Origin of the sequence: Xanthomonas sp. A1809 (genome assembly GCF_017746015.1) — a bacterium.
Lineage (GTDB): Bacteria > Pseudomonadota > Gammaproteobacteria > Xanthomonadales > Xanthomonadaceae > Xanthomonas > Xanthomonas euvesicatoria.
Window position 1 is genome coordinate 1 of record NZ_JAGHWZ010000012.1, and the last position, 25,765, is coordinate 25,765.

Here is a 25,765-nt window from a genome sequence, read left to right on the forward strand (position 1 = left end):
CTTTTTTGCGCAAGCGCTGGGCAGCACCCCGCGCAAACGCGCCTTGCATCCCGCCCCGCGTTACCGCGCAAGGCGCTGGCGCATCTGCGCCGCTTGCCGACCGGTACCGATGTCGTGCTGTGCGTGCAGTACCGCCTGGGCCGGTAGCCCGTCAGGAGGCTGGCACCAAGCCTCGCCACACACGCCACGCGCCCATCTCTTGGAGAAAAGGGCGCGATCCATCTGTTGGCCCAAAAACCTGCCTGGCCAATGCCAGATGCACGGGTGCGGTAGTGGCTGAAGCCGATAACAGACATCGCCCATGACAGCCTCGCTCGGCCGACGTCCTAGTGCGCATATCCTAGCTACAAAGAACGGCCTGGAGCGGGTCGATCACGGCATCAGTGATGGGTCCCACATCCTTGGTGAGACAAGACGCAAGGCAGATGTTTCACACATCTCTGTTGAGGCCAAATGCAAGACCAGTGGCAGCACTAGGCGCGGTGAAGGTGTTCGATAAATCTCGGTGCGAAGCCAGCGATGTGTATCGCGGGGCGCCGCCCGAAGCCGTCGACTCGACAGCCCGCGAAGCGCACCGCGAAGGCGCGCCGTTGTCGCCAAGTTTGGGGGCGATGCTTTATGTCGTTGGGATACTCACTACGACTGACGGCTTGAAACGTTGCGCCCAACCAACAAAAAACCCCGCCTGAGCGGGGTTTTTTGTTGGTACTGCCGTTACATCTGGCTGCAATCGGGTCATGACGGACCGACCAGCGGGCGGACGCCGCTATCTGCTGGCCGCTATCAGTCACCCAACGTCAATAGCGAGGCGTTGCCGCCTGCCGCGGTGGTGTTGACGGTGACGACCTTCTCGGTTGCGAAGCGCAGCAAGTAATGCGGGCCGCCCGCCTTGGGACCGGTGCCGGACAGGCCCTGCCCGCCGAATGGTTGTACGCCGACCACGGCGCCGATCTGGTTGCGATTGACGTAGACGTTGCCTACCGCCACGCGCGAGGTGATGCGGTCGATCGTCTCATCGATACGCGAGTGGACACCCAACGTGAGGCCGTAACCGGTCGCGTTGATCTGCTCGATGACGGCATCGAGCTGGTCGGCTTTCCAGCGAATCACGTGCAGCACCGGCCCGAAAATCTCGCGCTGCAGCTGGGACAGCGATGTCAGCTCATAGGCGCGTGGAGCGAAAAAGCTGCCATGCGCGGTGCTGGCGTCCAGGTTGGTGCTGCCGATCAGACGCGCTTGGCGATCCATGCGTGCCGCATGATCGTCGAGAATCCTGAGTGCATCAGCATCGATGACGGGGCCAACGTCGGTCGAGAGCAGGCCCGGATCGCCGATCTTCAACTCGCCCATCGCGCCGGCCAGCATCGTCATGACCTTGTCGGCGATGTCGTCCTGGACGAACAGGACGCGCGCCGCGGAGCAGCGCTGCCCGGCCGAGATGAAGGCACTGGAAATGGCGTCTTTGACCACTGCTTCGGGCAGCGAGGACGAGTCGGCGATGAAGGCATTCTGGCCGCCGGTTTCGGCGATCAAGACGCCGATGGCAGCATCGCGTGCGGCCAGGGTGCGGTTGATGATGCGTGCGGTTTCGGTAGAGCCGGTGAAGGCTACGCCGGCAACGCGCGGGTCGTTGGTCAGCGCAGCGCCAACGGTAGCGCCATCGCCTGGCAGGAACTGCACGACCGCTTCCGGTACGCCGGCCTCATGCAGCAGCTTGACCGCTGCAAAGCCGATCAGGTTGGTCTGCTCGGCCGGCTTGGCGATGACCGTATTGCCGGCCGCCAGCGCTGCGGCGACCTGACCGAGGAAGATCGCCAACGGGAAGTTCCACGGGCTGATGCAGACAAAGACGCCGCGCCCGTGCAGCTGCAGCTCGTTGGATTCGCCGGTCGGTCCGGGCAGACGCTCCGGCGCACCGAACTGCGCACGCGCCTGGCCGGCGTAGTAGCGCAGGAAATCGACGGCCTCGCGGACTTCGGCCACTGCGTCGGGCAGCGTCTTGCCGGCTTCCTTGACGCAGATCGCCATGAAGTCGGGCATGCGCGTTTCGAGCAGATCGGCTGCATGTTCAAGGATGGTGGCGCGGCTCGCTGCAGGCGTGCGGTTCCAGGCCGGTTGCGCGGCCGCAGCGCTGACCAGCGACTTCTGGACGGTATCCGGATCGGCCGGGTGCCACTGTCCAACCGTCTCGCGACGATCTGCCGGATTCAACACCGCCTGGCCGGGCGTGCTGATCAGCGCACCGGGTACCAGGGGCGTGGCCTTCCACGGCTTGATCGCGGCGTTGAGTTGCTCGGCCAGCTGGCGCAGATCGTTGTCGTTGGCGAGATTGGCGCCCATGGAGTTTTTCCTGTTCTGGTTCTGGCTACGCAGCAAATCGGCTGGCAGCGGAATCTTGGGATGCGGGATGGAAGTAAATGACGTCACTGCCTCGACCGGGTCGCGGATGAGGTCCTCGATGGCGACATCCTCGTCGGTGATGCGATTGACGAAGCTGGAATTGGCGCCGTTTTCGAGCAGGCGACGTACCAGATACGGCAGCAGATCTTCGTGCGAGCCGACCGGTGCATAGACGCGGCACGGCAGATCGAGACGATCGGCAGGAATCACCTCGGCATACAGGTCGTCGCCCATGCCGTGCAGTTTCTGGTGCTCGTAGGTCTTGCCTGCCGCAATCGCACGTACCGCCGCAATGGTCTGCGCGTTGTGCGTGGCGAACATCGGATAGAGCGCGTCGCTGTGCGCGAACATGCGACGTGCGCATGCCAGGTACGACACGTCGGTGTTCTGCTTACGCGTAAACACCGGGTAGCCGGGATGCCCTTCGATCTGGGCGCGCTTGATCTCTGCGTCCCAGTACGCGCCTTTGACCAAGCGCACCGGAATGCGTCGCCCGACACGGCGCGCCAGATCGGCAAGAAAATCGATCGTGTACGGCGTGCGTTTTTGATAGGCCTGCACGGCCAGGCCATAGCCTTCCCAGCCATCCAATGACGGGTCGGAGAAGCTGGCCTCGATGATGTCCAGCGACAGTTCCAGCCGGTCGGCTTCTTCGGCGTCGACGGTGTAGCCGATGCCGTACGACTTGGCCAACTGCGCAAGTTCCAGCACGCCCGGCACCAGCTCTGCCATCACGCGGGCGCGCTTGGCGTGCTCGTAACGCGGGTACAGCGCCGACAACTTGATCGAGATGCTGGGCGCGGCAAATACATCGGTACCGACGAAGTTGCCGCTGCGGCCGATCGCATGAATCGCATCCCGATACGCCTGCAGATAGCGCTGCGCATCCTTCATGGTGAGCGCGCCTTCGCCCAGCATGTCGAACGAATAACGGTAGTTGGCGTTGTCGCCCTTGCGCGAACGCGACAGCGCTTCGCCGATGGTGCGGCCCATGACGAACTGATGGCCCATGATCTTCATGGCCTGGCGCACGGCCAGGCGAATCACCGGCTCGCCGACGCGGCCGATCAGGCGTTTGAAGGCGCCCGGCACATCGGCGCGGGTGAGGTCGTTGAGCTGCACCAGCTGACCGGTCAGCATCAGGCCCCAGGTGGAGGCGTTGACCAGCACCGAATCGCTGCCGCCCATATGCTTCTTCCAATCCGCATCGCCGAGCTTGTCGCGGATCAGCTTGTCGGCGGTGTCCTGGTCGGGAATGCGCAGCAGTGCCTCGGCCACGCACATCAGCAGCACGCCTTCTTCGCTGCCCAGGTCGTATTGGCGCATGAAGGCTTCGATGGCGCCCTGGTCCTGCGCGCGTGCCCGCACACGGGTAACCAGGTCGGCCGCGACCGCCTGCACCTTGGCTTGCTCAGCGGCGGGCAGGCGTGCCTGGTCGAGCAATTCGCGCACGTGTTCGGCTTCGTCCTTGAGCCAGGCCGCGGTGATGGCGGCACGCAATGCGCCAGGTGCGGCGGGCAGTTCGGGCGCCAACAGCGGGCGCGCAACTGAGGTGGAGGCAAGCGGGTCGAGCTGTGCGTTCATGCGAAAGGTGCCTTGGATTCCGTGCTCATTCTAGTGAGCCAGACGGCTTGCGCACTTGTGTGGAAGCGGCGGCTTTCCCGCCGTTTTGTGCATGCCGCCATCGCGCAGAGTGACGGCACGGCCATTGGCGAACAACGCGGAAGTGATTGATTTGTGCGCACTTTTAGCTGCACTGCAGCAAATTCTTGATCGCCGGAAATGCTTGCCGCATGCGTTGGCGCGGGTCTACCATCGGGCTATTCCCGCAGTGCGCTGCGTGCCGTTTATGATCGAAGTGCTGCCGTTGATGTCCGAAGGGGTTGGGACGCAGCTGCGGTTGCGGCCTCCGCGGGCACTGTCGGCCAGGCAATTCGTGCAGCTGTTCGCAGTGCTGGCGGGAACGATGTGGTTATTTGCAGGCCTGGGGTGGTGGACCGGCAATGCGTTCGCGCCGGTCTTTGCCCTGGTGCACAGTGGTGTGGTGGCGCTGGCGCTACGGCAGTTGTGGCGAAGTGGCGAGCGCGAAGAAGCGATCCGGGTGGGGGAAGCCGTTGTTGAGGTGTTTCCGTCCGGGCATGCGCCACCAGCGTTTCAGGCACATCCGCACTGGGTGCGGCTTTGCATAGAACGCGATGACAGGGTGTTGCTGGTCAGCAGCGGCAAGCAGATCGAGATCGGAAGTTTTCTCGGGCCGGCCGAACGTGTGGAACTGGCAACAACGCTCAAACGCTTGCTCGCGGCCGCCAATGGCCGTCACCGATGACGTAAGGGTCTAGGCAATGACGCAACGCAGCAGCTGGAAGTCGATCAACACCTGCAGACACGTGGGCCTGGCGATGGCGGCGCTGCTGAGCGCGCCGGTGGCCTGGGCGCAATCGGCCGATCCCAAGGAATGGCAGCTCAACATGGGGCGCGGGGTGACCCAGACCGCGAGGATGGCTTACGAGGCGCACATGGTGGCGCTGTGGGTGTGCGTGGTGATTGGCGCGCTGGTGTTCTCGGCGATGGGCTATGCGATGTTCAAGTTCCGCAAGTCCAAGGGCGCGGTGGCCGCACAATTCAGTCACAACACCACCGCGGAAGTGCTGTGGACGGTGATTCCGGTCCTGGTGCTGATTGCGATGGCGTGGCCGGCGACGGCAAAACTGATCGCGATGTACGACACCCGCGAATCGGAAATGACGGTCAAGGTGACCGGCTATCAGTGGATGTGGAAGTACGAATATCTGGGCCAGGGCGTGGAATTTACCAGCCGCCTGGCACGCGAATCCGATCGTATCCGCCAAAGCGGCGAGCGCCCCACCGCGGCCTCGCAGCCGCACTATCTGCTGGATGTCGATAACCGCCTGGTGCTGCCGGTCAACACCAAGATCCGCTTCGTGATTACCGCCGACGATGTGATCCACGCCTGGTGGGTGCCGGCGCTGGGATGGAAGCAAGATGCCATTCCCGGCATCGTCAACGAAGCCTGGACCAACATCGAACAACCGGGCGTGTATCGCGGGCAGTGCGCCGAGTTGTGCGGCAAGGATCATGGCTTCATGCCGATCGTGGTGGAGGCGCTGCCCAAGGCTGACTTCCAGCGCTGGCTGGCGTCGCGTCGTAGTGCGTCAGGCACTGCTCCAGCAGCGGCGCCAGCGGCCGCACCGACGCCGACCAGTGCACAGGCCGCTCCGCAAGGTGACGCCGTGCCTGCGGCGGCACCGGCCCAGGCCGCAACACCGACCGCCGCTCTTTAATCGCCCGCAACCGCTCGCTTCGCAGAGGTCGTTCCGTCATGGCGCATACCGCAGTCGATCACCACGGACACCACCAGCCCGGTTTCGTCGAGCGCTGGTTCTTTTCGACCAATCACAAGGATATCGGCACGTTGTATCTGCTGTTTTCCTTCGTGATGTTCATCATCGGCGCGGCGATGAGTGTGGTGATTCGCGCCGAATTGATGCAGCCCGGCTTGCAGTTCGTCAAACCGGAGTTCTTCAACCAGATGACCACCGTGCATGCACTGGTGATGATCTTCGGCGGCGTGATGCCGGCTTTCGTCGGCCTGGCCAACTGGATGATTCCGTTGCAGATCGGTGCGCCGGACATGGCGTTGCCGCGCATGAACAACTGGTCGTTCTGGTTGTTGCCGGTCGCCTTTACCCTGCTGCTGCTGACGCTGTTCCTGCCGGGCGGCGCGCCAGCAGGCGGCTGGACGCTGTACCCGCCGCTGTCGCTGCAGGGCGGCTACAACGTCGCCTTCAGCGTATTTGCGATCCATGTGGCCGGCGTCAGCTCGATCATGGGCGCGATCAACATCATCGCCACCGTGCTGAACATGCGCGCGCCAGGCATCGATCTGCTCAAGATGCCGATCTTCTGCTGGGCCTGGCTGATCACCGCCTTCCTGCTGATCGCGGTGATGCCGGTGCTGGCCGGCGCGGTGACCATGCTGCTGACCGACAAGTTCTTCGGTACCAGCTTCTTCAACGCGGCCGGCGGCGGCGACCCGGTGATGTACCAGCACATCTTCTGGTTCTTCGGGCACCCGGAGGTGTACATCATGATCCTGCCGGCGTTCGGCGTGGTCAGCGAGATCATCCCGACCTTCAGCCGCAAGCCGCTGTTCGGTTACCAGGCGATGGTCTACGCCATTGCCGCGATCGCCTTCCTGAGCTTTATCGTCTGGGCCCACCACATGTTCACCGTGGGCATGCCGCTGGGCGGCGAAATCTATTTCATGTTCGCCACCATGCTGATCTCCATCCCGACCGGGGTGAAGGTGTTCAACTGGGTCAGCACGATGTGGAAAGGCTCGCTGACCTTCGAATCGCCGATGTTGTGGGCGGTGGCGTTCGTGATCCTCTTCAGCATCGGTGGGTTCTCCGGCCTGATGCTGGCGATCGTGCCGGCGGACTTCCAGTACCACGACACCTACTTCGTGGTGGCGCACTTCCACTACGTGCTGGTGACCGGTGCGGTGTTCGCGCTGATCGCGGCGGTGTACTACTGGTGGCCCAAGTGGACCGGGCGGATGTACAACGAGACCTGGGCCAAGGTGCACTTCTGGTGGACGATGGTGTTCGTCAACCTGCTGTTCTTCCCGCAGCACTTCCTTGGCTTGGCCGGCATGCCGCGGCGCATTCCCGACTACAACGTGGTGTTTGCCGACTGGAATCTGGTCAGTTCGATCGGTGCGTTCGGCATGTTCGTCACGCCGTTCCTGATGGCCGCGATCCTGCTGTCCTCGCTGCGCAGTGGCGCGCGTGCACAGGCCCGCTCCTGGGAAGGTGCCAAGGGTCTGGAATGGACGGTGCCGTCACCTGCCCCGGCGCATACCTTCACCGTGCCGCCGGTGATCAAGCCTGGAGATCTTGCACATGAAGACATCGGCCACTGAGTCCGCCTCGGAGCCGGCGGTGACGCGTCTGTTATCTGCTGCGGAACGGCAGGCGCAGCAGCGCCGTGCGGTACGCCGCACCGCGATCACGGTCGGCATCATCGCGTTGCTGATCTATGCGGGCTTCATCGCCTCGGGAGTCATCGGGCGGTGAGTGCACGCGCGCCCGCACACGCACCCACAGCCGGCTTGTTCAAGCTGCTGGGCGTGGTGCTGGGCGTGTTCGTGCTGACGTTTTCCCTGGTGCCGCTCTACCGCATCGCCTGCGAGAAAGTGTTTGGCATCCGCATGGAGCGTGCGCCTGGGAGCAATCGCACAAACGCGGGCGCGCCGCCTGCCGCCGGCAAGCGCACGGTGCGCGTGGAGTTCGATGGAGGGGTCAATTCCAAACTGCCGTGGACCTTCCATCCGGAACAGATGACGATGGATGTGGTGCCGGGCGAGCTCAACGAGGCGCTGTATTTCGCGCGCAACGATGGTGCACGTGCGGTGGTGGGCAGTGCGGTGCCTTCGGTTGCACCTGCGCGTGCGTCGGGCTACTTCAATAAAACCGAGTGCTTCTGCTTTACCGCGCAGACCTTGCAGGCCGGCGAAACGCGCGACATGCCGCTGCGTTTCATCGTCGACCCGGCACTGCCGCCGGAAGTCACTACGATCACCCTGTCCTACACGTTCTATCGCAACGACGCGCTGACCTCCGAACTGCAGGGCGGAGGCGCAGCTGGCGCGCCACGCGCTGCGCCGTAACCTTCCATCCACCCGTACCACGACACGGAAGCAACGCCATGGCCGATCACAGTCCCAACGCCGATGCGTATTTCGTTCCGAGCCAGAGCAAATGGCCCTTTGTCGGGTCGATTGCGATGTTCGTGATGATGATCGGCGTGGCCAGCTGGCTCAACGACGCGGCATGGGGGCGCTGGACCTTCTTCGCCGGCGTGGCGATGCTGCTGGCGACGTTGTTCATGTGGTTTGGCGATGTCATCCGCGAATCCAATGCCGGGCATTACAACCGCCAGGTGGATGGCTCGTTCCGCATGGGGATGGTGTGGTTCATCTTCTCCGAGGTGATGTTTTTCTGCGCTTTCTTCGGTGCGCTGTTTTACACGCGTGTGCTGACGCTGCCCTGGCTGGGCGGGGAAGGCGACGGCGTGATGACCAACGAGCTGCTATGGAATGGTTATTCCGCTGCGTGGCCGACCAATGGCCCGGGCACCATCGGTGGGCAGTTCCAGACCATTCCGGCCTGGGGCCTGCCGCTGATCAACACGCTGATCCTGCTCAGTTCCGGCGTGACCTTGACCATCGCCCACCACGCGCTCAAGGGAGGGCGCCGCGGCGCGCTGCTGTTGTGGCTGGGGTTGACCGTGCTGCTGGGCTGCGTGTTCCTGTTCCTGCAGGCCGAGGAATATATCCACGCCTATACCGAGCTCAATCTCACCCTGGGCTCGGGCATCTATGGTTCGACCTTCTTCATGCTGACCGGCTTCCACGGCATGCATGTGCTGCTGGGCACCATCATGCTGGCGGTGATGTGGCTGCGCGCGGCGAAGGGGCATTTCAGCCGCGACAACCACTTCGCTTTCGAAGCGGCCGCGTGGTACTGGCACTTCGTCGACGTGGTGTGGCTGGCGCTGTTTTTGTTCGTGTATGTCCTTTGAGGCGGGGATTCGGGATTGGTGATTTGGGATTCGTAAAAGCGGAAGGCTTTAGTTTTCACGAATCCCCAATGCCGAATCCCCAATCCCGGCTCCTCAGCGGCCAAGCCCATGTGGCTTGATCCAGCCGGTGTAGATGCCGAGGATCACGATGGCGATCAACGCCACCGATAGACCGATGCGCCAGGTCAGGGCGTTGACGGTGCGCTTGGTCTGGCCACGGTCGGTCAGTAGGTAGTAGAGGCCGGCGCCCAGGTTCCATAGGATCACGATCAGGAAGGCGACAATCAGCAGCGTCTTGAGCGAATCGTTCACAACAGCCCCGGGTGCAGTCGGCGTGGTGATGGCATTGCACGCTTTTTTGCGCCGCTTGTCATGACGCGCAAGCACACGGCGGTCATCGGTTGGTGTCTGGCGCTGCTGGTGAGCGCGGGTTTCGCGGCGCTTGGGCATTGGCAGTTGCAGCGCATGCAGAGCAAGCAAGCCTTGCTGGACCGTGCCGCACATGTGCGCGACACCACGCTGCCCTTGGCACCGGCGCTGGCGACGAAGAATGAGTTGGCATGGGTACGCGGGCAAGTGCGTTTTTTGCCGCAGCTGGTCTTGCTGGACAATCAGCTGCATGACGGGCGTGCCGGTGTGCGCGTGTATCAACTGGCAGCGCCGGAAGGTGGATCGACAGACGTGCTGGTGGATCTGGGCTGGCTGCCATTACCGGCCGATCGGCAGTTGCCCGGCATCGTTGCGCTGAAAGGCGTGCAGACCGTGCAGGGGCTCTTGAGCGCTCCGCCGTCGGCGGGGCTGGCGATCGGACCGGCGCTGGCGCCGGGGGCTGCGGCGCAGACCTGGCTGGCCACGCGACTGGATCTGCAGGCCTTACGCAGCACGCTGGGCAGGCGCGACATTTCGTCGCAGGTCCTGCGCCTGGACCCCGCACTGCCGGTTGGCTACGCACGCGATCTGGACATGCTGCCAAACACGCTACCACCCGCGCGGCACTTGGGTTACGCGGTGCAATGGTTCGGGTTGGCCGTCGCGGTCCTGGCGACCGCAATGCTGCTGACATGGGGTGCGCGCCGCCGCGACCGCGGGCACTGACGCCTGCGGCATGAGAAAATCGCCGGCATGACCTCCTCCACATCGGCCACGCCGCATTCGGTCAAACGCGGCCGCAGGATGCTGATTGCCCTGGCGGTGCTGTTCTTCGGCTCGATGTTGCTGGCCGGCGTGCTGCGCTTCTCCGGATGGCAGCCGGCGTCGATGCGCAATCACGGCGAGCTGCTGAAGCCGCCCGCGGATCTGCGGGCGCTGGTGCCGGTCCGTGCGAACGGGCAACCGTATGCATGGGCCCCGAGCGAGCGCATCTGGCGCATTGCAGTGGCGCCGCCGGCCGATTGCACGCAGCAGTGCGTGGCGTTGGCCGCAGAGCTGGACAAGGTGTGGCAACTGCTCGGGCATCGTGCCGACAAGGTGGAGGTGCTGTGGATCGGTACGCCGCCGGCCGGGCTGCGGCCGATGCCCGCATTGCGCGTGCTACGCGACGATGCCCGCCTGCGCCAGGCATTGCCGCGCGGCACCGATGCGGCCGGCGTGCCGGTATATGTGATCGACCCTAATGGCTTTGTGATCCTGCGTTACGCCCCCGGTTTCGACCCGGCCGGCCTGCGGTCGGATCTGGTCAAGCTGCTGAAACTGATGTGAGCCCGTTTCGATGAACCTGTTTGCGCCACCGGCGTTGTTCCGTCACTTCCATCGCATGGCCTGGCTGGCCGCGTTGTTCACTGCGAGCACGATCCTGTTCGGGTCGTTCGTCCGTTTGTCCGATGCCGGCATGAGCTGCCCGGACTGGCCGACCTGCTACGGCCGCGTGACCTGGCCGCAGACCAGCGACGAAGCCAACACGCACGTGGCCAGCAAGATCCGCCCGCTGGAATCGCACAAGGCCTGGCGCGAACAGGTCCACCGCTTCCTGGCCGGTGCGTTGGGCGTGGAAGTGCTGGTGCTGTCGTTACTGGCGGTGCGTCGCCGTCGCATGGGCATTGCCCAGGTAGTGTCGGCCGCAGTGCTGGTGGCGTTGTCGATCCCGCTCTATATGTCCGGCTGGCACGCCATGGCCTTCGGCGTGGCGATCGCCGGCGAGGCCATCCTGCTGCTGGCGGCATTGCGCTGGAGCAACATCGATCTGGCGCGTGCAGCGGTGCTGACGCTGGCGGTGGTGATTTTCCAGGCGTTGCTGGGCATGTGGACGGTGACGTTGCTGCTCAAGCCGATCGTGGTGATGGGGCACCTGCTGGGCGGCATGCTGATGTTCTCGCTGCTGGTGTGGATGGCCTGGCGCGCGACGCATTTGCCGATCACCCTGGCCGATGCATCGCGCTTGAAGTGGCTGCTGCGCCTGGGCGTGGCGGTGCTGGGCCTGCAGATCGCGCTTGGTGGCTGGGTCAGCGCCAACTACGCCGCGCTGGCGTGTGGCGGCGGCAGCTGGTCGGCCGACAACTTCCCGCGCTGTGTCAGCCAGTGGTGGCCGCCGCACGATTTCCGTGAAGGTTTCACGCTGTGGCGCGGCATCGCAGTGGATTACGAAGGTGGCGTGCTGGACGGTGCGGCGCGTATCGCGATCCAGATGGCGCATCGGCTATGGGCAATTGCGACCGCGCTGTACTTGTGGTGGCTGGCCTGGCGCTTGTCGCGCTCGCCGGGCATGCGGGTGTGGGCCGGCGCATTGGCGCTGCTGGTGGCCGTGCAGGTGACCCTGGGCATGCTCAACGTGAAGCTGGCGCTGCCGCTGGAGGTCTCGGTCATGCATAACGGCGGGGCGGTGGCGTTGCTGTTCGTGCTGGTCTCGCTGCTGGCGCGGCTGCGCGCGCCGGAGTGAGCATGGCTGTCAGCGCACGCGATTATTGGGATCTGACCAAACCCAAGGTGGTGGCACTGATCGTGTTCACCGCGTTGGTGGGCATGTTCCTGGCCATTCCCGACATGCCGACCTGGCTGCAGGTACGCACCGGCGCGCTGGGCTTCCTGGGTATCTGGCTGGCGGCTTCAGCGGCGGCAGCGATCAACCAACTGCTCGACGCCAAGATCGACGCACAGATGGCGCGCACCTCATGGCGCCCGCTGGTGGTGGGCAAGGTGCGGCCCTGGCAGGTGCTGGTGTTCGCCGGCGCGCTGATCGTGATCTCCATGACCATTCTGGTGGTGTGGGTGAATGTCATCACCGCGGTGCTGACCTTCGCCTCGCTGATCGGGTACGCGGTGATTTACACCGTGTACCTGAAGCGTGCGACCTCGCAGAACATCGTGATTGGCGGCCTGGCCGGCGCCACCCCGCCGATGCTGGGCTGGGCCGCGGTGACCGGGCTGCCGACCAGCGCCGACTGGATCAATGCCTCGCTGCTGGTGCTGATCATCTTCATCTGGACGCCGCCGCATTTCTGGGCGCTGGCGATCTTCCGCCGTGCCGATTACGCCAAGGCCGCGATCCCGATGTTGCCGGTGACCCATGGCGTGCCGCATACGCGCAAGCAGATCCTGGTGTACACCGTATTGCTGGCGATCGTGACCTTGGCGCCGGTGGCGGTGGGCATGAGCGGGGTGTTCTATCTGGGCGGTGCGATCGTGCTCAATGCGGTGTTCCTCTGGTACGCGTGGCGCATGCTGAACCCGCCGGACGAACTGTTTTCGATGAAGATGTTCGGGTACTCCATCGTGTACCTGATGGCGTTGTTCGCCTTCCTGATGGTCGACCATCTGCTGCTGCCGTGGGTGCGCTAGTCGCCGAAGCGAGACGAGCGGCAATGCGGTAGCTCTGCCCCGATGACTTGCGTGGCAATCAGGCGGATGGATGGATCACGCCTGTAGCTTGCCTGCAGCGCCTGCAACGTGCGGCGAAAGGTGCCGGATGCGTGCCGCGTGCGCCGCGTCGAGGTCACCAGCGGCGTCCATGTCAGCAGACGCCGCGGTTTGCGGCTTGCCACGCTCTGATCATCATGCGTTGCCGGCACACGGCACTGTATCAACTCAACTCAGCCAACTGGCGCACTCGCTGGTAGCTTTGCTGTCGCAGCTGGACTGCATTTTCTGTTGCAGACGCGCCAGCACTGCGCTGCCTTCGCGGCGATGCTGCTTGCTCCAGGTCTTCAATGCGGTGCCGAGGGTGGCGAAGCGCTGACGGGTCCGTTGCCGGTAACCATCCGGTTGACCGGCCAACTCGCCGATCACCTGGGTGGCGGCGCCCTCGATGCCGGCGCTGTCGTCGGGGCTGAGCCGGATGAGCCCATCCACGTACATCACGCCCCACTGCACGCGTGTGGCGGGACCTTGCGCGCTGTCGTAGGCCCGTTTGAGCCACAACAGGGCGGTCTTCTTGTCGCCGCGTTGTTCGGCCAGATCCGCCAATTCTGGCATGTAGTAGTACGGCGTCTTGCTGCGCGACAACTCGGCCAGCAGCAATTGCTCTGCCGCGCTGCGATCGCCCGCCTCGCTCAGCAACGCGGCGGCCATGCTGATGGTGGATTGGCGCTCCTCGTCGGTCTTGGCGGTGTCGGTGGCCCACTGCACGCGCTGGTGCACCACCTCCACCACGTCTTTCGGCAACGGTGGTTGCGGGCCTTCGGCTTCGGTTTCGGTGGGCTGGCCTTGTGCCAGGCGTGCCAGCTGGATGCGCGCGTATGCGGTGCCAAGCCGGTCGGAGATCGGCAATGAAGGATCGGCGTAGACCTTGTCCAAGGCCTGATTCAGTGCGTCGGAGAGCGTGCTGCGCACGTCGGCCTCGTTGCTGGCGGCGGTGACCAGGCGTGCCGGCACATAGTTCAGCGTGCCGAGATTGGCGCGCACTTCTGCCGGGTCGGCCAACACCGCTTCCAACAGCGTGCGGTTGGCGCTGCTGGCAGCCGGTGGGTGTCTGGCGGCACTGATGGCGGCCAGGGCGAAGCTGCGTTGCAGTGCCGGCTGTGGCGCCGAGGTGGAGAGCCGGGTGAGCACGTCGGCGGCGGCATCGGGTTTGACCAGCGTATCGTCGGTGCCCCAGGCGTAGTTGCCGAGCACGGCCCAATCGTCCGCGCTGAGCTGTTGTGGTGTGTGCAGCGCCTTGTCGAGCAATTGCTGGGCGGTACTGGTGCTCTTGGCCGCAACCCGCAACACCTCGGCCAGGCGCGCGTTATCGGCATTGCCGGCCAGTCGGGTGATTTCGCTGCGGTCCGGGCGCAGCACGATGATGGTGGGATACGCCTTGACCCCGAAGCGCTCGCCCCAGGCCTGCGCGCCCTCCGAATCGCCGTCCAGGTGCACGGCGACGAACTGCTGGGTGCGCGCGATGAAGGCCGGATCCTTGAACAGCGTGGCCTTGAGGCGATTGCAGGGCGGGCACCAGGCTGCGCCCCAATACAACAGGATCGGCTTGCCGCTGTCCTTGGCTTCGGCAAAGGCATCTTCCACGTCGCCCTCGCGCCAGGCGATGCCGGCAACGGGTGCCGGCGTGGACGCCGTCTTGGGTGGTGCGGGCGCCGCAGGCGGTGCTGGCTTGTCGCAGGCAGTCAGCGCAGCCAGCACGGCCAGCAGCGCGATCAAGGAAGGGGAAGGGCGTGGCAGCGACAGCGTCATGGCAAATCACCGTGGGGCGGCAGAAGGTCGATCGCGCACTCTAGCGGCCGCTGGCGGACCTGGGCGGGCGTGCGTCATCACCGTTGTACATCTGCTTACAACCTGGATGTGCGGCGATGCGAACTGCTGTTACGCGATACGCAGCGGGCAGGTGCTGGCGTGGCGCAGCGTCAATGACGCTCGGCTGCGCCTTGCGGCTGGCCGGATGCACTGCGCGCATACCGTGCGGCCACAACGGCGCAGACGATCAGCTGCAACTGGTGATACAGCATGATCGGCAACACGATCGCGCCCAGCCCGCCGCCGGCAAACATCACCTTGGCCATCGGCACGCCGGTGGCCAAGCTCTTTTTCGAGCCGCAGAAGACGATGGCGATTTCATCGGCGCGGCTGAAGTGCAGGCGCCGGGCGATGAAGGTGATCGAAAGCATCGCCATGGCCAGCAACAATGCTGCAGCGCCGAGTACCGCCAGCAGTGCAGGCAGCGGCGTCTTCTGCCACAGCCCTTCGTTCACCGATGCACTGAAGGCGGTATAGACCACCAGCAGAATGGTGCCTTGATCGGTGTAACGCAGCACGGCGCGGTGACGTTCGACCCAGCCGCCGATCCACGGACGCATGAAATGGCCGGCCAGAAACGGCACCAGCAACTGCAGCAGGATCTTGCCGATCGCTTCGGCCGGATGCGCCATGGCGCCCTGACTGCCGACCAGTGCGCCCATCAGCAACGGGGTGAAAAACACGCCCAGCAGGCTGGAAAGCGAAGCGGCGCAGACTGCGGCCGGCACATTGCCGCGCGCCATCGAGGTGAAAGCGATCGAGGACTGCACCGTGGACGGCAACGCGCACAGGAACAGCACGCCGACATACAGCTCCGGCGTCAGTGCCAGATGCGCCAGTGGTTTGAACAACAGCCCCAATAGCGGGAACAGCACGAAGGTGCAGCCCAGAATCACCAGATGCAGGCGCCAGTGCAACGCGCCGGCCTTCACCGCTTCGCGCGACAGCCGCGCGCCGTGCAGGAAGAACAGCGCCGCGATCGCCACGTCGGTGACATCGTCCATGACCGCCGCAGCCGTGCCCGTGACCGGGAGAAACGAGGCCAGTGCAACTGTGCACAGCAGCGCGAGGGTGAAGGGGTCAATGCGCAACCGCGCCAGCAGCTTCTTCATCGAGGTCCAACGGTAGCGCGCGATCTTGCGCCTGGTATGGGCCATTCTACGATGCGTGCAGGCCTTGGCTGTGGCATCGACGTCACCGGTCAGGCCTGAAACGGCACGGCAGTGCGCGATGGCCTGCGCGGCCTTCGGCCAGGCAGCACTGCATCACAACGCTGCGAGCGCCTTGAGCAGTTCGCGCATTTCGTATTTGTCGGTGTCGTCCAGCCCTTGCGCGCGCTGTTTGGCCTGCAGCTCCTCCACGCGTTGACGCAGCAACTGCTTGTCGAGTTGCGCGACGACGTCATGCAGTTCAAGCGTCCAACTGTGCTCGTCGCCGGGAAGCTCCTGCGCCGCCAGCTTCTGCAAGGCAGCAAGCTCCTGGCGCTCGGCGAAGTGCTCCAGCAGCGCGCCGGTGCTGATTTCCGGGCGTTGCCGCACCAGGTCCAGTAACTCCATCAACAAGTCGATCCCGGGCAGGCGCAGCCCGGAAAAATCATGCACGCCCTCCAGGCTCATCGCCAAGGACGGCCGTTGCAGCAGGATGGCGATGGACGCACGCACCAGGCTGCGTTTCTGCGTGGGCGCACCCATGCGCGCGGGCGGCCGTGGCCTGGGTGCGGACTGCTGCGCAGACGCAGTGGCACCGACCCCGGTCAGGCGCGCCAGTTCCTGTTTCATCAGATCGCCGAACGCACCTTCGGGGATCTGCGCCAACAGCGGGCGCGCACGTTCGGCCAGGCGCGCCTTGCCGTCGAGCGTGTGCAGGTTGATCTCACGCGACATCTCGTCGAAGAAGAACTGCGACAGCGGCGTGGCCTGCTTCAGGCGCTGATCGAAGGCCTGCGCGCCTTCCTTGCGCACGATGGTGTCCGGGTCCTCGCCATCGGGCAGGAACAGGAAAAACGCCTGGCGGCCATCCTTCATGCGCGGCAGCACCGATTCGAGTGCGCGCCAGCCGGCCTTGCGCCCGGCGTTATCGCCATCGAAACAAAAATACACATCCGGCGCGTTGCGAAACAGCAGCTCGGCATGTTCGGGCGTGGTGGCGGTGCCCAGCGTGGCTACCGCCTGGGTCACGCCGAACTGGAACAGCGAGACCACATCCATGTAGCCCTCCACCACGATCAGCCGCTCGATCTTCTGATTGGCCTGGCGCACCTGCCACAGGCCATACAGCTCGCGGCCCTTGTGGAACAGCGCGGTTTCCGGCGAATTGAGGTACTTCGGACCCGGGTCGCGGCCATCGGCCGGCGCGCCCATGATGCGCCCGCCGAAGGCGATCACGCGGCCGCGGCGGTCGAAGATCGGGAACATCACCCGGTCGCGGAACTTGTCGTACACATGGCCGCGATCGTTCTTGGAAAACAGCCCGGCGCGTTCGAGCACGCTCATGCGGCGCGCATCGGTGCCCAGGGTGTCCTTCAGTGCGCTGTAGCCATCGGGCGCGTAACCGATCTGGAAGCGCGCGCGGTTGTCGGCATCCACGCCGCGACCGTCCAGATAGTCGCGGGCGCGTTCGCTGCCCTCGAGCTGGCGCTGGAAGAACTTGGTCGCCGCGTCCAGTGCCGAATACAGCTCGCGGCTGTCGTCCTGCTGTTGCGGGGTGCGTTGCTGGGTCTCGCGCGGGATGTCCATGCCGGCGCGCTTGGCCAGCTCGTCGACCGCATCGAGAAATTCGAGGCGGTCGTAATTCATCAGGAAACTGATGGCGGTACCGTGCGCACCGCAGCCGAAGCAGTGATAGAACTGCTTGGTCGGCGAGACCGTGAACGAGGCCGAGCGCTCGTCATGGAACGGGCAGCGCGCCGAATATTCCTTGCCCTGACGCTTGAGCGGCACACGACCGCCCACCACCTCGACGATGTCGGTGCGTGCTAGCAGTTCGTCGATGAATGCGTCGGGGATGCGGGCCATCCCGATAGGATATCCCAGCGGCCTGCCAGCACTTCGTCGCCCCCGCTGACGAGGCCGGCGAGGCAGGCTTTGCAGCAGTCCTCAGCCGCGTGGCAGCGCGTGCGAGTCAGACGTTGAAGATGCAGGCGCCGCATCGGCAGGCGGCACGATCACCGGCGGATGCTCCGGGTCCACGCCCGCCTCGCGCAGCTTGCGATGCGAGCGCACCCGCTCGTCGATCACCGCGGTGATCAAGGCGCCGACGAAGAACACCACCGAGGCGTAGTACATCCACACCAGCAAAATGACCAATGTCCCCATCGAACCATAGGCGCTACCCGGCGCTGCGGTGGCGATGTACACGCCGATGGCGTAGCGCCCCAGCGCGAACAACACCGCGGTGATGACGCCGCCCAAAAATGCCTGGCGCCAGTCGACGGTGCGATCGGGCAGGTAGCGATACAGGAACGCGAACGCCAGCGAGTACAGGGCCAGCGTGGTCACGTAGCCGACCGCCGGCAGGACCGAGGGCAGGCGCGCAAAGACCACCTGCAACGCGGTGGTGGCGATCATCGACACGATCAGCAAGAAGCCCAGCGCCAGGATCACCCCGAACGAGAACACCCGCTTCTGCAGCCAGGCCATCAAGCCGTCCAGGCGTTGCTTGTCGGTGCGGAAGATCAGGTTCAAGGCGTTCTGCAACTGCGCAAACACCGCCGTGGCGCCGATGAACAGCAGCAGCGTGCTCCACACGCCGGCCAGCGAGCCAACGCCAGGTTGATCGGTGGCATTGCGAATGATGGTCTGGGCGACTTCGGCCGCGCTGCCGCCGGCCAATTGCCCGATTTGCTGCACCAACGCTTCTTGCGCTGGCGGATAGAGCGAGGCGGTCAGCCACAACAGCAGCACCAGCAACGGGGCCAGCGACAGCAGCGCATAGAACGACAACGACGCTGCCTGCGTCATCACGTCGATCTCGATGAAGCGGTTCAGCAGCGCCATCGGCACGCTGCGCTGCAGACGGCTCAGATGCTTGTGCAGATAGGCGGATGAAAGCGTCGTCACCGGCGGGAGAATCCTTGGCGCATACCGTTGGCGCGCAGGCGACGTCAGGGCAAGGTCGGTATGCGGAAGGACCTTGCCCATGCCTGCGCTGGCGCACCCGTTCTAGCAGGGCCGGATCGAAGGACGGGTGAAAGCGCGCACGCGCTATGGGTAAAGCAGGAGGCGGCGCATCTGGTACGCGCAGTCTGTTGCTCGTCGGGAGCAAGGTGCGCGGTGTGTCTGTCAGCGCATTCAATGTGCGCCAGATGCCGATCTACCTGTATCAGACCGCGCCTGGCACTGCCGGCTGTCCACGCGATGACAAGAGCGCAGACTGTGCAGAGCGCTTGGTCCGCATGCTGGGCTAGACGCGTCTGAAGACGGCATTGCGCCTTGCCTGATGCGTTGCGCGTGGCAGATGTGCAACGGCCGTGGCGCTCCAGCGGCGTCTTGCACCATCACTGTTCGTTGGAAGGTCCGTCTTCCACTGAAAAAGCCGCTCGGTGATGCGGCAGGCAGTGCCGCAGCGCGCGCTGCGCACCGGTCGCAGCGCCCTGGCCGTGGCACAGGGCGCTGCGGCGATCCATCAGCCTGCCAGCTGCTGCTTGACCAGGGTCGAGACCAGGCCCATGTCGGCCTGACCGGCCAGCTTGGGCTTGAGTGCGCCCATCAGCTTGCCGATATCGGCCGGGCTGCTTGCCCCGGTCTCGGAGATCGCGGCCCGGATGGCGGCCACGATCTCGGCTTCGCCCATCTTGGCCGGCAGATAGCGCTCGATCACCACGATCTCCTCGCGCTCGATCTGCGCCAGGTCGTCGCGCGCGGCGGCTTGGAACTGGGTGACCGAGTCCTTGCGCTGCTTGACCATCTTGTCCAGCACGGCGATCACGGCGGCATCGTCCATCTCGATGCGCTCGTCCACTTCCTTCTGCTTGATGGCGGCGTTGATCAGCCGGATCACGCCCAGGCTGTGCTTGTCGCCGGACTTCATCGCGGCCTTCATGTCATCGGTGAGTTGCTGCTTCAGGGACATGCGGTAACTCCTGAGTGTAGGGATCGAGTGGTGGCCAAGGCGCCCAAGCGGGCTGGGTACCTCGGCCGAACGGAGGCAGGGCGTGCGTGGAGAGATGTCTTGCAGCGCCTCGCGCGCGGCGCAGACTGCCTGATGTCTCCAGCGCAATGCCTTGTGGCAGGCCAATACAAAAAGCCGGCGACGCTTGCGCGTGCCGGCTCTTGGGTTCGCTCCCGCCAGGTCGCGCCTTCAGCGCAGACCTACCGGCAAGGAACCGCGTTCGATCAGTACAAGCGCTGGCGCTTGGTGACGTCGCGCGAGGAACGACGCAGCTGACGCTTCACGGCAGCGGCAGCCTTACGCTTACGCTCCTGGGTCGGCTTTTCATAGAACTCGCGCTTGCGGGTTTCGGCCAGCACGCCGGCCTTTTCGCAGGTGCGCTTGAAACGACGGAGCGCAAATTCGAAGGGCTCGTTCTCGCGGACTTTAACGCTGGGCATGTGTTCTCCAGAAATGGGATTTCCGTCCGGGAGCCCCGGGCGGGTGCGAGCGGACTCGCGTGACGGAATTTCCGGGTTGCCCCGGCGAGCCGCGCATTATAACGACTTGCCGACGACCTGCAAGCCCCCGGCAGAATTTCCCGCCGCGACACTGATAAAGCGTGCGCCCGGGCCATATGCGGCCGGCACGGCAGGGCCGAGCAGCATCTGGGAATCGGCCGATCTGCGCAGTGCAAAAGCTGCGAAAATAGTGGCATCTCCCTGCATGCCGAGCTGCCGTGAAAGTCCTTGGGATCGAATCATCGTGCGATGAGACCGGTGTGGCGGTCTACGACACCGCATTGTCGGGCGTGCCGGCGCTGCGCGCCCACGCGGTGTACAGCCAGATTGCGCTGCATGCCGAATACGGCGGCGTAGTGCCCGAGCTGGCCAGCCGCGACCATGTGCGCAAACTGCTGCCGCTGATCCGCCAGACCCTGGGCGAAGCCGGGTTGAGGATCGACGAACTCGATGGCGTGGCCTACACCGCCGGTCCGGGCCTGGTCGGGGCCTTGCTGGTCGGTGCCGGGGTGGCGCGTTCGCTGGCCTGGGCACTGGATGTGCCGGCGATCGGCGTGCATCACATGGAAGGCCACCTGCTGGCGCCGTTGATGGAGGACGACCCACCGCAGGCGCCGTTCGTGGCCTTGCTGGTCTCCGGCGGGCATACCCAATTGGTGTCGGTGAAGGCGCTGGGCAGCTACGAAGTGCTGGGCGAGACGCTGGACGACGCGGCCGGGGAAGCCTTCGACAAGACCGCCAAGATGATGGGCCTGCCGTACCCGGGCGGCCCGCAGCTGGCGGCCTTGGCCGAAACCGGTACGCCGGGGCGCTATAAGTTCGCGCGTCCGATGACCGACCGGCCCGGCCTGGATTTCAGTTTCAGCGGGCTCAAGACCCAGGTGCTGCTGGCCTGGCGGTCCAGCGACCAGTCCGACACCACCCGCGCGGACATCGCGCGCGGCTTCGAAGACGCGGTGGTGGAAACCCTGGCCATCAAGTGCCTGCGCGCGCTGGACGCGGCCGGCTGCAACACCTTGGTGGTGGCCGGCGGCGTGGGCGCAAACAAGCGCTTGCGCGCGCGCCTGCAAGAGGCCGCCCAGCGCCGCGGCGGCCGGGTCTGCTTCCCGCGCCCGGCCTTGTGCACCGACAACGGCGCGATGATCGCTTTCGCCGGCGCGCTGCGGCTGCAGGCCGGCGAGCATGCGGATGCGGCGGTGCATGTGACGCCGCGGTGGGATATGGCGGGCTTGCCGCCGCTGGCGGCGGCGCGGGAACCGGGAGTGGGGAATCGGGAATAGTGAAGAGCTTTACGCCGATCCTGTCCGTACGTGCGCTGTTGCCTTTGCTCCTCCCCATTGCCTATTCCCGACTCCCGATTCCCCATGGATAAAGTGTTTATTGAAGGTCTCGACATCGATGCGCTGATCGGCATCTACGATTGGGAACGGCGCATCCGGCAGACCTTGCGGTTCGATCTGGAAATGGGGTTCGACAACCGCATTCCGGCGGCCAGCGACGACATCGCCGATACGCTGAACTACAAGGCGGTGAGCAAGCGCTTGATCGAGTTCGTGCAAACCTCGGACTTCGGGCTGGTGGAGACGCTGGCCGAGCGCTGCGCGGCGCTCGTGCTGGACGAATTCGGCGTGCACTGGCTGCGTTTGAAGCTGAGCAAGCCGGGGGCGGTGCGCGGCGCGCAGGCGGTGGGCGTGATCATCGAACGGGAACGAGCGGTCTGATCGCCGCCTGCGCACCCGCCTGCCGGCCATTCACTCCATGGCGGAAGCCGGGAGGGCTGGAGGCGCCTGGCGGAGAGGGCTGCGCCGCTGCGGCATTCTGGCGCGCACTGTGCGTTGCAACCGGCCTCTACAAATCACCAAATCCCACTCCCGGCCCTCGAAACTTGCCTGCGCGCAGGTGCGTCAGGCTAGAATTGACGGCCATGTAAACGTTTTCTCAAGGATCTCATGGCTGCTGATCGCATCGAAACCCTGATTGCCCGGATGACCGTCGAAGAGAAGGTCGGACAGTTGGGTGTGTTCGCCGACATGGTGCGGCCGTTCGCGCCGGACGTGAATCCCGAGGCCAACGTGCTCAATGCCGACGAGGTGCTGCAGCAGGTGCGCCTGGGTCGGGTCGGCTCGCTGTTCAACGGGGTGGGCGCCGCGCTGGGCGTGCAGATCCAGAAAGTCGCGGTGGAAGAGAGTCGCCTGGGGATCCCGGTGATCCTGGCCGCCGACGTGATCCACGGCATGCGCACGGTGTTCCCGATCCCGCTGGGCGAGGCGGCCAGTTTCGAGCCGGCGTTGGCCGAGCGCACCGCGCGCGCCACCGCGATCGAGGCCACCGCTGCCGGCCTGCACTGGACCTACGCGCCGGCCGTGGACATCGCCCGCGACCAGCGCTGGGGCCGTGGTGCCGAGGGTGCCGGCGAAGACGTGATGCTGGGCGCCGCCTTTGCCGCTGCCCGTGTGCGCGGGTTCCAGGGCAGCGACCTGACCGCCCACGATTGCCTGTTGGCCACGCCCAAGCATTTCGCCGCCTATGGCGCAGTGGCGGCGGGCATGGAATACAACACCGTCGACATCGCGCCGCAGACGCTGCGCGATGTGCACTTGCCGCCGTTCAAGGCCGCTTTCGAGGCCGGCGCGTTGACCGTGATGTCGTCCTTCAACGACATCAACGGCGTGCCGGCCAGCGCCAACCATGAGTTGCTGACCGAGATCCTGCGCGGGGAATGGCAATTCCCAGGCGTGGTGATTTCCGATTACACCGCCGACATGGAATTGATCGCCCATGGCTATGCCGCCGATGAGCGCGACGCGACCAAGAAAGCCTTCCTGGCCGGGTTGGACCTGAGCATGCAGAGCGGCTTTTATGCCGCGCATCTGCCTGCGCTGGTGGAAAGCGGCGAGGTGCCGATGGCCACGTTGGATGCCAGCGTGCGGCGCATCCTGCAGCTGAAGGACGCGATCGGGCTGTTCGACAATCCGTATCGCTCGCTGGACCCGGCGCGCGAAGCCGACACCACGCACCTGCCAGCGCACGATGCGCTGTCGCGCGATGCGGCGCGGCGTTCGATCGTGCTGTTGAAAAACGAAGGCGGCGTGTTGCCGCTGAAGAAGAGCGGCCAGCGCATCGCGTTGATCGGCCCGTTCGTGCAGGACCGCGAGAACATCGAGGGCTGCTGGACCTTGTTCGGCGACAAGGAACGCTACGTGACCCTGGAGCAGGGCGTGCGTGCGGTGGTCGGCACTGAAGATCTGAGCGTGGTGGCCGGTTGCGGACTGGAAGAGGCGCTGCCGGGTGGCATTTCCGCTGCGATCGATGCAGCGCAGGCGGCCGATGTGGTGGTGCTGGCGTTGGGCGAGCCGCAGCGTTTCAGTGGCGAGGCACAATCGCGCACCGAAATCACCTTGCCGCCGGCGCAACAGGCACTGGCCGAAGCGATTGCAGCGACCGGTACCCCGATGGTGGTGTTGTTGCGCAATGGCCGCGCGCTGGCCTTGAGTGGTGCGGTGCGCGATGCCGATGCGATTGCCGTGACCTGGTATCTGGGCACGCAAACCGGGACCGGCGTGGCCGATGTGCTGTTCGGCGACTACAACCCGTCGGCGCGTCTGCCGATCAGCTTCCCGCAGGTGACCGGGCAACAGCCGTATTTCTATAACCATCTGCGCACCGGGCGCCCGGAATTGCCGGCCCTGTCCGAGTACAAGGCGCGTTGGCGCGAGATGCCAAACGAACCGTTGTATCCGTTCGGACATGGATTGAGTTACACCACCTTTGCGTATGCGCAGCCGCAGTTGAGCGCGGCGCAACTGCGCTGGGATGAGACACTGACCATTACCACGCGCGTCACCAACACCGGCAAGGTCGCCGGCGAGGAAGTGGTGCAGTTGTATGTGCACGATCGCGTGGCCAGCCGCGTGCGCCCGGTGCGCGAACTCAAGGGATTTCGCAAGGTGTTGCTGCAGCCCGGCGAGAGCCAGGAGGTGGTGTTCACACTGGAGCGCGACGCGCTGGCATTCACCAACCACAAGGGCATCTTCGGTGCGGAGCCGGGTCTGTTCGATCTATGGGTGTGCGCGTCGGCCAAGAGCGGCGAGGCCGTCAGCTTCGAGCTGCTGGAACGCTGATAGCGGCGCGCTTGGCACCGACAGCCAGCGGCTATCGTGCGAACGGATGACCACGGCTACAACACGAAGCCCCCGCTGATGCGGTGCTCAGACGCGATGACGACTGTTCATGTCGTCATCGCGTCTGCCGGTGCGCTGCGTCAGCTACACCGGCTCATGCTGCGGAATCGATCAGGCGTCGTTCTCGACCGCGGCCTTGCTCTTGGGCGTCAGCTTCAGCAGACGTCCGGTGCTGCCACTGGCTTCGTCTTCCAGTAGCCAGAGCGCGCCGTCCGGACCTTGTTCCACTTCGCGGATGCGTGCGCCCATTTCGTAACGGGCCACTTCGCGCGGCTGGTCGCCCAGCGACACCTGCACCAGCGCCATCGACGACAGCCCACCGATGAAGCCATTGCCGCGCCACGCCGGGAACTGCTTGCCGCTGTAGATCACAAAGCCTGCCGGCGAAATCACCGGTGTCCAGCTGATCTTGGGCGCGGCGAACTCCGGGCGCGTGTAGTGGTCGGGGATCGGCGTGCCGTCATAGTTGTCGCCGTTGGAGACGATCGGGTAGCCATAGTTGGCGCCACGCTGGATCAGGTTCAACTCATCGCCGCCGAGCGGGCCCATTTCGTGTTCCCACAGGCGGCCCCTGCTGTCGAAGGCCAGGCCAAGAATATTGCGGTGACCCAACGACCACACCTGCGCAGCAACGCCGCCTTGCGCAACGAACGGGTTGTCGGTCGGTACGCTGCCGTCGTCGTTGAGCCGGATCAGCTTGCCGAGGTTGGCTTTCATGTCCTGGGCAGGAGTGAATTTCTGCCGTTCGCTGGAGCTGATCCACAGCTTGCCATCGGGCCCGAACGCGAGCCGATGCCCGAAGTGGCCATTGCCGGTGACCTTGGGATCCTGGCGCCAGATCACCTTCAGGTCCGACAGCGTGCCGCCTCCGGTTGCATCCAGCGTGAGCTTGGCGCGCGCCACTGCGGCGCCCCGCGTGTCGCCCTCGCCGGGCTCGGCATAACTCACGTAGACCAGCCCGTTCTTGGCGAAGCGCGGATGCGCCAGCACATCGCCGAAACCGCCCTGGCCGCCATAAGCAACGGCCGGAACACCGGTAATGGCGCTCTTGCGCTTGGTCTTGAGGTTCAGTCGCATCAAGGCGCCGCGCTTTTCGCTGACCAGCAAGCTGCCATCGGGCAGAAAGGTCATTGCCCACGGTTCGTCGAAATCGGCGACCGTGGTGGCCTGAAATGGCCACTGTGCCTTGGGAATGGAGGCCGCGGGGGCGGCTGCGGGCGCAGCAACTGCAGTGCCGGCAGTAAACAGGGTGGCCGAGCAGGCCAGGGCAAGCAGACGACGGACAGACATGGGGTCCTCCTGGGGATGGGC

22 protein-coding genes are annotated in these 25,765 nt (G+C 64.9%); 13 read left to right on the forward strand and 9 right to left on the reverse strand.

Annotated elements, in window-relative coordinates:
• Positions 1-783: 783 nt before the first annotated feature.
• Complete coding sequence (gene putA / locus J7396_RS16220) at positions 784-3,984, reverse strand: bifunctional proline dehydrogenase/L-glutamate gamma-semialdehyde dehydrogenase PutA (RefSeq protein WP_209261730.1); 3,201 nt, start codon at positions 3,982-3,984, stop codon at positions 784-786.
• 265 nt (positions 3,985-4,249) lie between these two features.
• Between putA and J7396_RS16225 the strand changes: the two genes are divergently transcribed.
• From J7396_RS16225 to J7396_RS16250, 6 genes are read left to right on the forward strand one after another with little or no spacing between them, the layout of a single operon-like run.
• A complete protein-coding gene (locus J7396_RS16225) occupies positions 4,250-4,726 on the forward strand; it encodes a DUF2244 domain-containing protein (protein WP_017157717.1) in 477 nt (158 codons plus the stop codon).
• Between the two features lie 16 nt (positions 4,727-4,742).
• A complete protein-coding gene (gene coxB, locus J7396_RS16230) occupies positions 4,743-5,702 on the forward strand; it encodes a cytochrome c oxidase subunit II (protein WP_008577457.1) in 960 nt (319 codons plus the stop codon).
• A 38-nt stretch (positions 5,703-5,740) separates the two neighbouring features.
• Positions 5,741-7,345 (forward strand): cytochrome c oxidase subunit I, encoded by a 1,605-nt coding sequence (ctaD, locus tag J7396_RS16235; RefSeq protein ID WP_005911527.1) that lies wholly within the window; start codon positions 5,741-5,743, stop codon positions 7,343-7,345.
• A complete protein-coding gene (locus J7396_RS16240; RefSeq protein WP_003484652.1) occupies positions 7,326-7,499 on the forward strand; it encodes a hypothetical protein in 174 nt (57 codons plus the stop codon). Before ctaD ends, J7396_RS16240 begins: the two co-directional genes overlap by 20 nt.
• A complete protein-coding gene (locus J7396_RS16245) occupies positions 7,496-8,092 on the forward strand; it encodes a cytochrome c oxidase assembly protein (protein ID WP_008577454.1) in 597 nt (198 codons plus the stop codon). The genes J7396_RS16240 and J7396_RS16245 overlap by 4 nt, the downstream gene beginning before the upstream one ends.
• A 38-nt stretch (positions 8,093-8,130) precedes the next feature.
• Positions 8,131-9,006: a cytochrome c oxidase subunit 3 gene (locus J7396_RS16250; protein WP_005911522.1), complete on the forward strand. Its 876-nt coding sequence runs from the start codon at positions 8,131-8,133 to the stop codon at positions 9,004-9,006.
• A gap of 93 nt (positions 9,007-9,099) precedes the next feature.
• Here the strand turns inward: J7396_RS16250 and J7396_RS16255 are convergent, their stop codons facing one another.
• Positions 9,100-9,318, reverse strand: a complete 219-nt coding sequence (locus J7396_RS16255) for a twin transmembrane helix small protein (RefSeq protein WP_003484642.1) — start codon at positions 9,316-9,318, stop codon at positions 9,100-9,102.
• A gap of 60 nt (positions 9,319-9,378) precedes the next feature.
• Between J7396_RS16255 and J7396_RS16260 the strand changes: the two genes are divergently transcribed.
• The 4 genes from J7396_RS16260 to cyoE are packed head-to-tail and all read left to right on the forward strand — an operon-like array spanning position 9,379 to position 12,777.
• The gene (locus J7396_RS16260) at positions 9,379-10,101 is read left to right on the forward strand and encodes an SURF1 family protein (RefSeq protein ID WP_029820533.1); all 723 of its coding nucleotides are present in this window, start codon (positions 9,379-9,381) and stop codon (positions 10,099-10,101) included.
• A gap of 27 nt (positions 10,102-10,128) precedes the next feature.
• Positions 10,129-10,704, forward strand: coding sequence for a hypothetical protein (locus J7396_RS16265; RefSeq protein WP_209261731.1), 576 nt, complete (start codon positions 10,129-10,131; stop codon positions 10,702-10,704).
• A gap of 10 nt (positions 10,705-10,714) precedes the next feature.
• Positions 10,715-11,878 carry a COX15/CtaA family protein gene (locus J7396_RS16270; RefSeq protein ID WP_209261732.1) on the forward strand — a complete coding sequence of 388 codons (1,164 nt, stop codon included), beginning with the start codon at positions 10,715-10,717 and terminating at the stop codon, positions 11,876-11,878.
• A 2-nt stretch (positions 11,879-11,880) separates the two neighbouring features.
• The gene (cyoE, locus tag J7396_RS16275; protein ID WP_011348837.1) at positions 11,881-12,777 is read left to right on the forward strand and encodes a heme o synthase; all 897 of its coding nucleotides are present in this window, start codon (positions 11,881-11,883) and stop codon (positions 12,775-12,777) included.
• A gap of 246 nt (positions 12,778-13,023) precedes the next feature.
• Here cyoE and J7396_RS16280 read toward each other — a convergent pair whose 3' ends face one another.
• The 6 genes from J7396_RS16280 to rpsU all read right to left on the reverse strand — a co-directional run bounded on the left by J7396_RS16280 (position 13,024) and on the right by rpsU (position 20,213).
• A complete protein-coding gene (locus tag J7396_RS16280) occupies positions 13,024-14,604 on the reverse strand; it encodes a thioredoxin family protein (RefSeq protein ID WP_209261733.1) in 1,581 nt (526 codons plus the stop codon).
• A gap of 170 nt (positions 14,605-14,774) precedes the next feature.
• Positions 14,775-15,821, reverse strand: a complete 1,047-nt coding sequence (locus J7396_RS16285) for a bile acid:sodium symporter family protein (protein WP_057680838.1) — start codon at positions 15,819-15,821, stop codon at positions 14,775-14,777.
• Between the two features lie 108 nt (positions 15,822-15,929).
• Entirely contained in the window at positions 15,930-17,678 is a 1,749-nt protein-coding gene (gene dnaG, locus J7396_RS16290) for a DNA primase (RefSeq protein WP_008577436.1), read from the reverse strand.
• A gap of 81 nt (positions 17,679-17,759) precedes the next feature.
• Positions 17,760-18,803 carry a YihY/virulence factor BrkB family protein gene (locus J7396_RS16295; protein ID WP_008577434.1) on the reverse strand — a complete coding sequence of 348 codons (1,044 nt, stop codon included), beginning with the start codon at positions 18,801-18,803 and terminating at the stop codon, positions 17,760-17,762.
• Between the two features lie 484 nt (positions 18,804-19,287).
• Positions 19,288-19,734, reverse strand: coding sequence for a GatB/YqeY domain-containing protein (locus J7396_RS16300; protein ID WP_011348832.1), 447 nt, complete (start codon positions 19,732-19,734; stop codon positions 19,288-19,290).
• A gap of 263 nt (positions 19,735-19,997) precedes the next feature.
• Positions 19,998-20,213 carry a 30S ribosomal protein S21 gene (gene rpsU, locus J7396_RS16305; protein ID WP_002808376.1) on the reverse strand — a complete coding sequence of 72 codons (216 nt, stop codon included), beginning with the start codon at positions 20,211-20,213 and terminating at the stop codon, positions 19,998-20,000.
• Positions 20,214-20,491: 278 nt separating this feature from the next.
• Between rpsU and tsaD the strand changes: the two genes are divergently transcribed.
• From tsaD to J7396_RS16320, 3 genes are all read left to right on the forward strand, one after another.
• Positions 20,492-21,553: a tRNA (adenosine(37)-N6)-threonylcarbamoyltransferase complex transferase subunit TsaD gene (tsaD, locus tag J7396_RS16310; protein WP_014091265.1), complete on the forward strand. Its 1,062-nt coding sequence runs from the start codon at positions 20,492-20,494 to the stop codon at positions 21,551-21,553.
• A gap of 84 nt (positions 21,554-21,637) precedes the next feature.
• On the forward strand, positions 21,638-21,994 hold the full coding sequence (gene folB / locus J7396_RS16315) for a dihydroneopterin aldolase (RefSeq protein ID WP_008577426.1): 357 nt from the start codon (positions 21,638-21,640) through the stop codon (positions 21,992-21,994).
• 228 nt (positions 21,995-22,222) lie between these two features.
• The gene (locus tag J7396_RS16320) at positions 22,223-24,394 is read left to right on the forward strand and encodes a glycoside hydrolase family 3 N-terminal domain-containing protein (protein ID WP_071117261.1); all 2,172 of its coding nucleotides are present in this window, start codon (positions 22,223-22,225) and stop codon (positions 24,392-24,394) included.
• A 171-nt stretch (positions 24,395-24,565) separates the two neighbouring features.
• Here J7396_RS16320 and J7396_RS16325 read toward each other — a convergent pair whose 3' ends face one another.
• On the reverse strand, positions 24,566-25,744 hold the full coding sequence (locus J7396_RS16325) for a PQQ-dependent sugar dehydrogenase (RefSeq protein ID WP_209261734.1): 1,179 nt from the start codon (positions 25,742-25,744) through the stop codon (positions 24,566-24,568).
• Positions 25,745-25,765 lie beyond the last annotated feature (21 nt).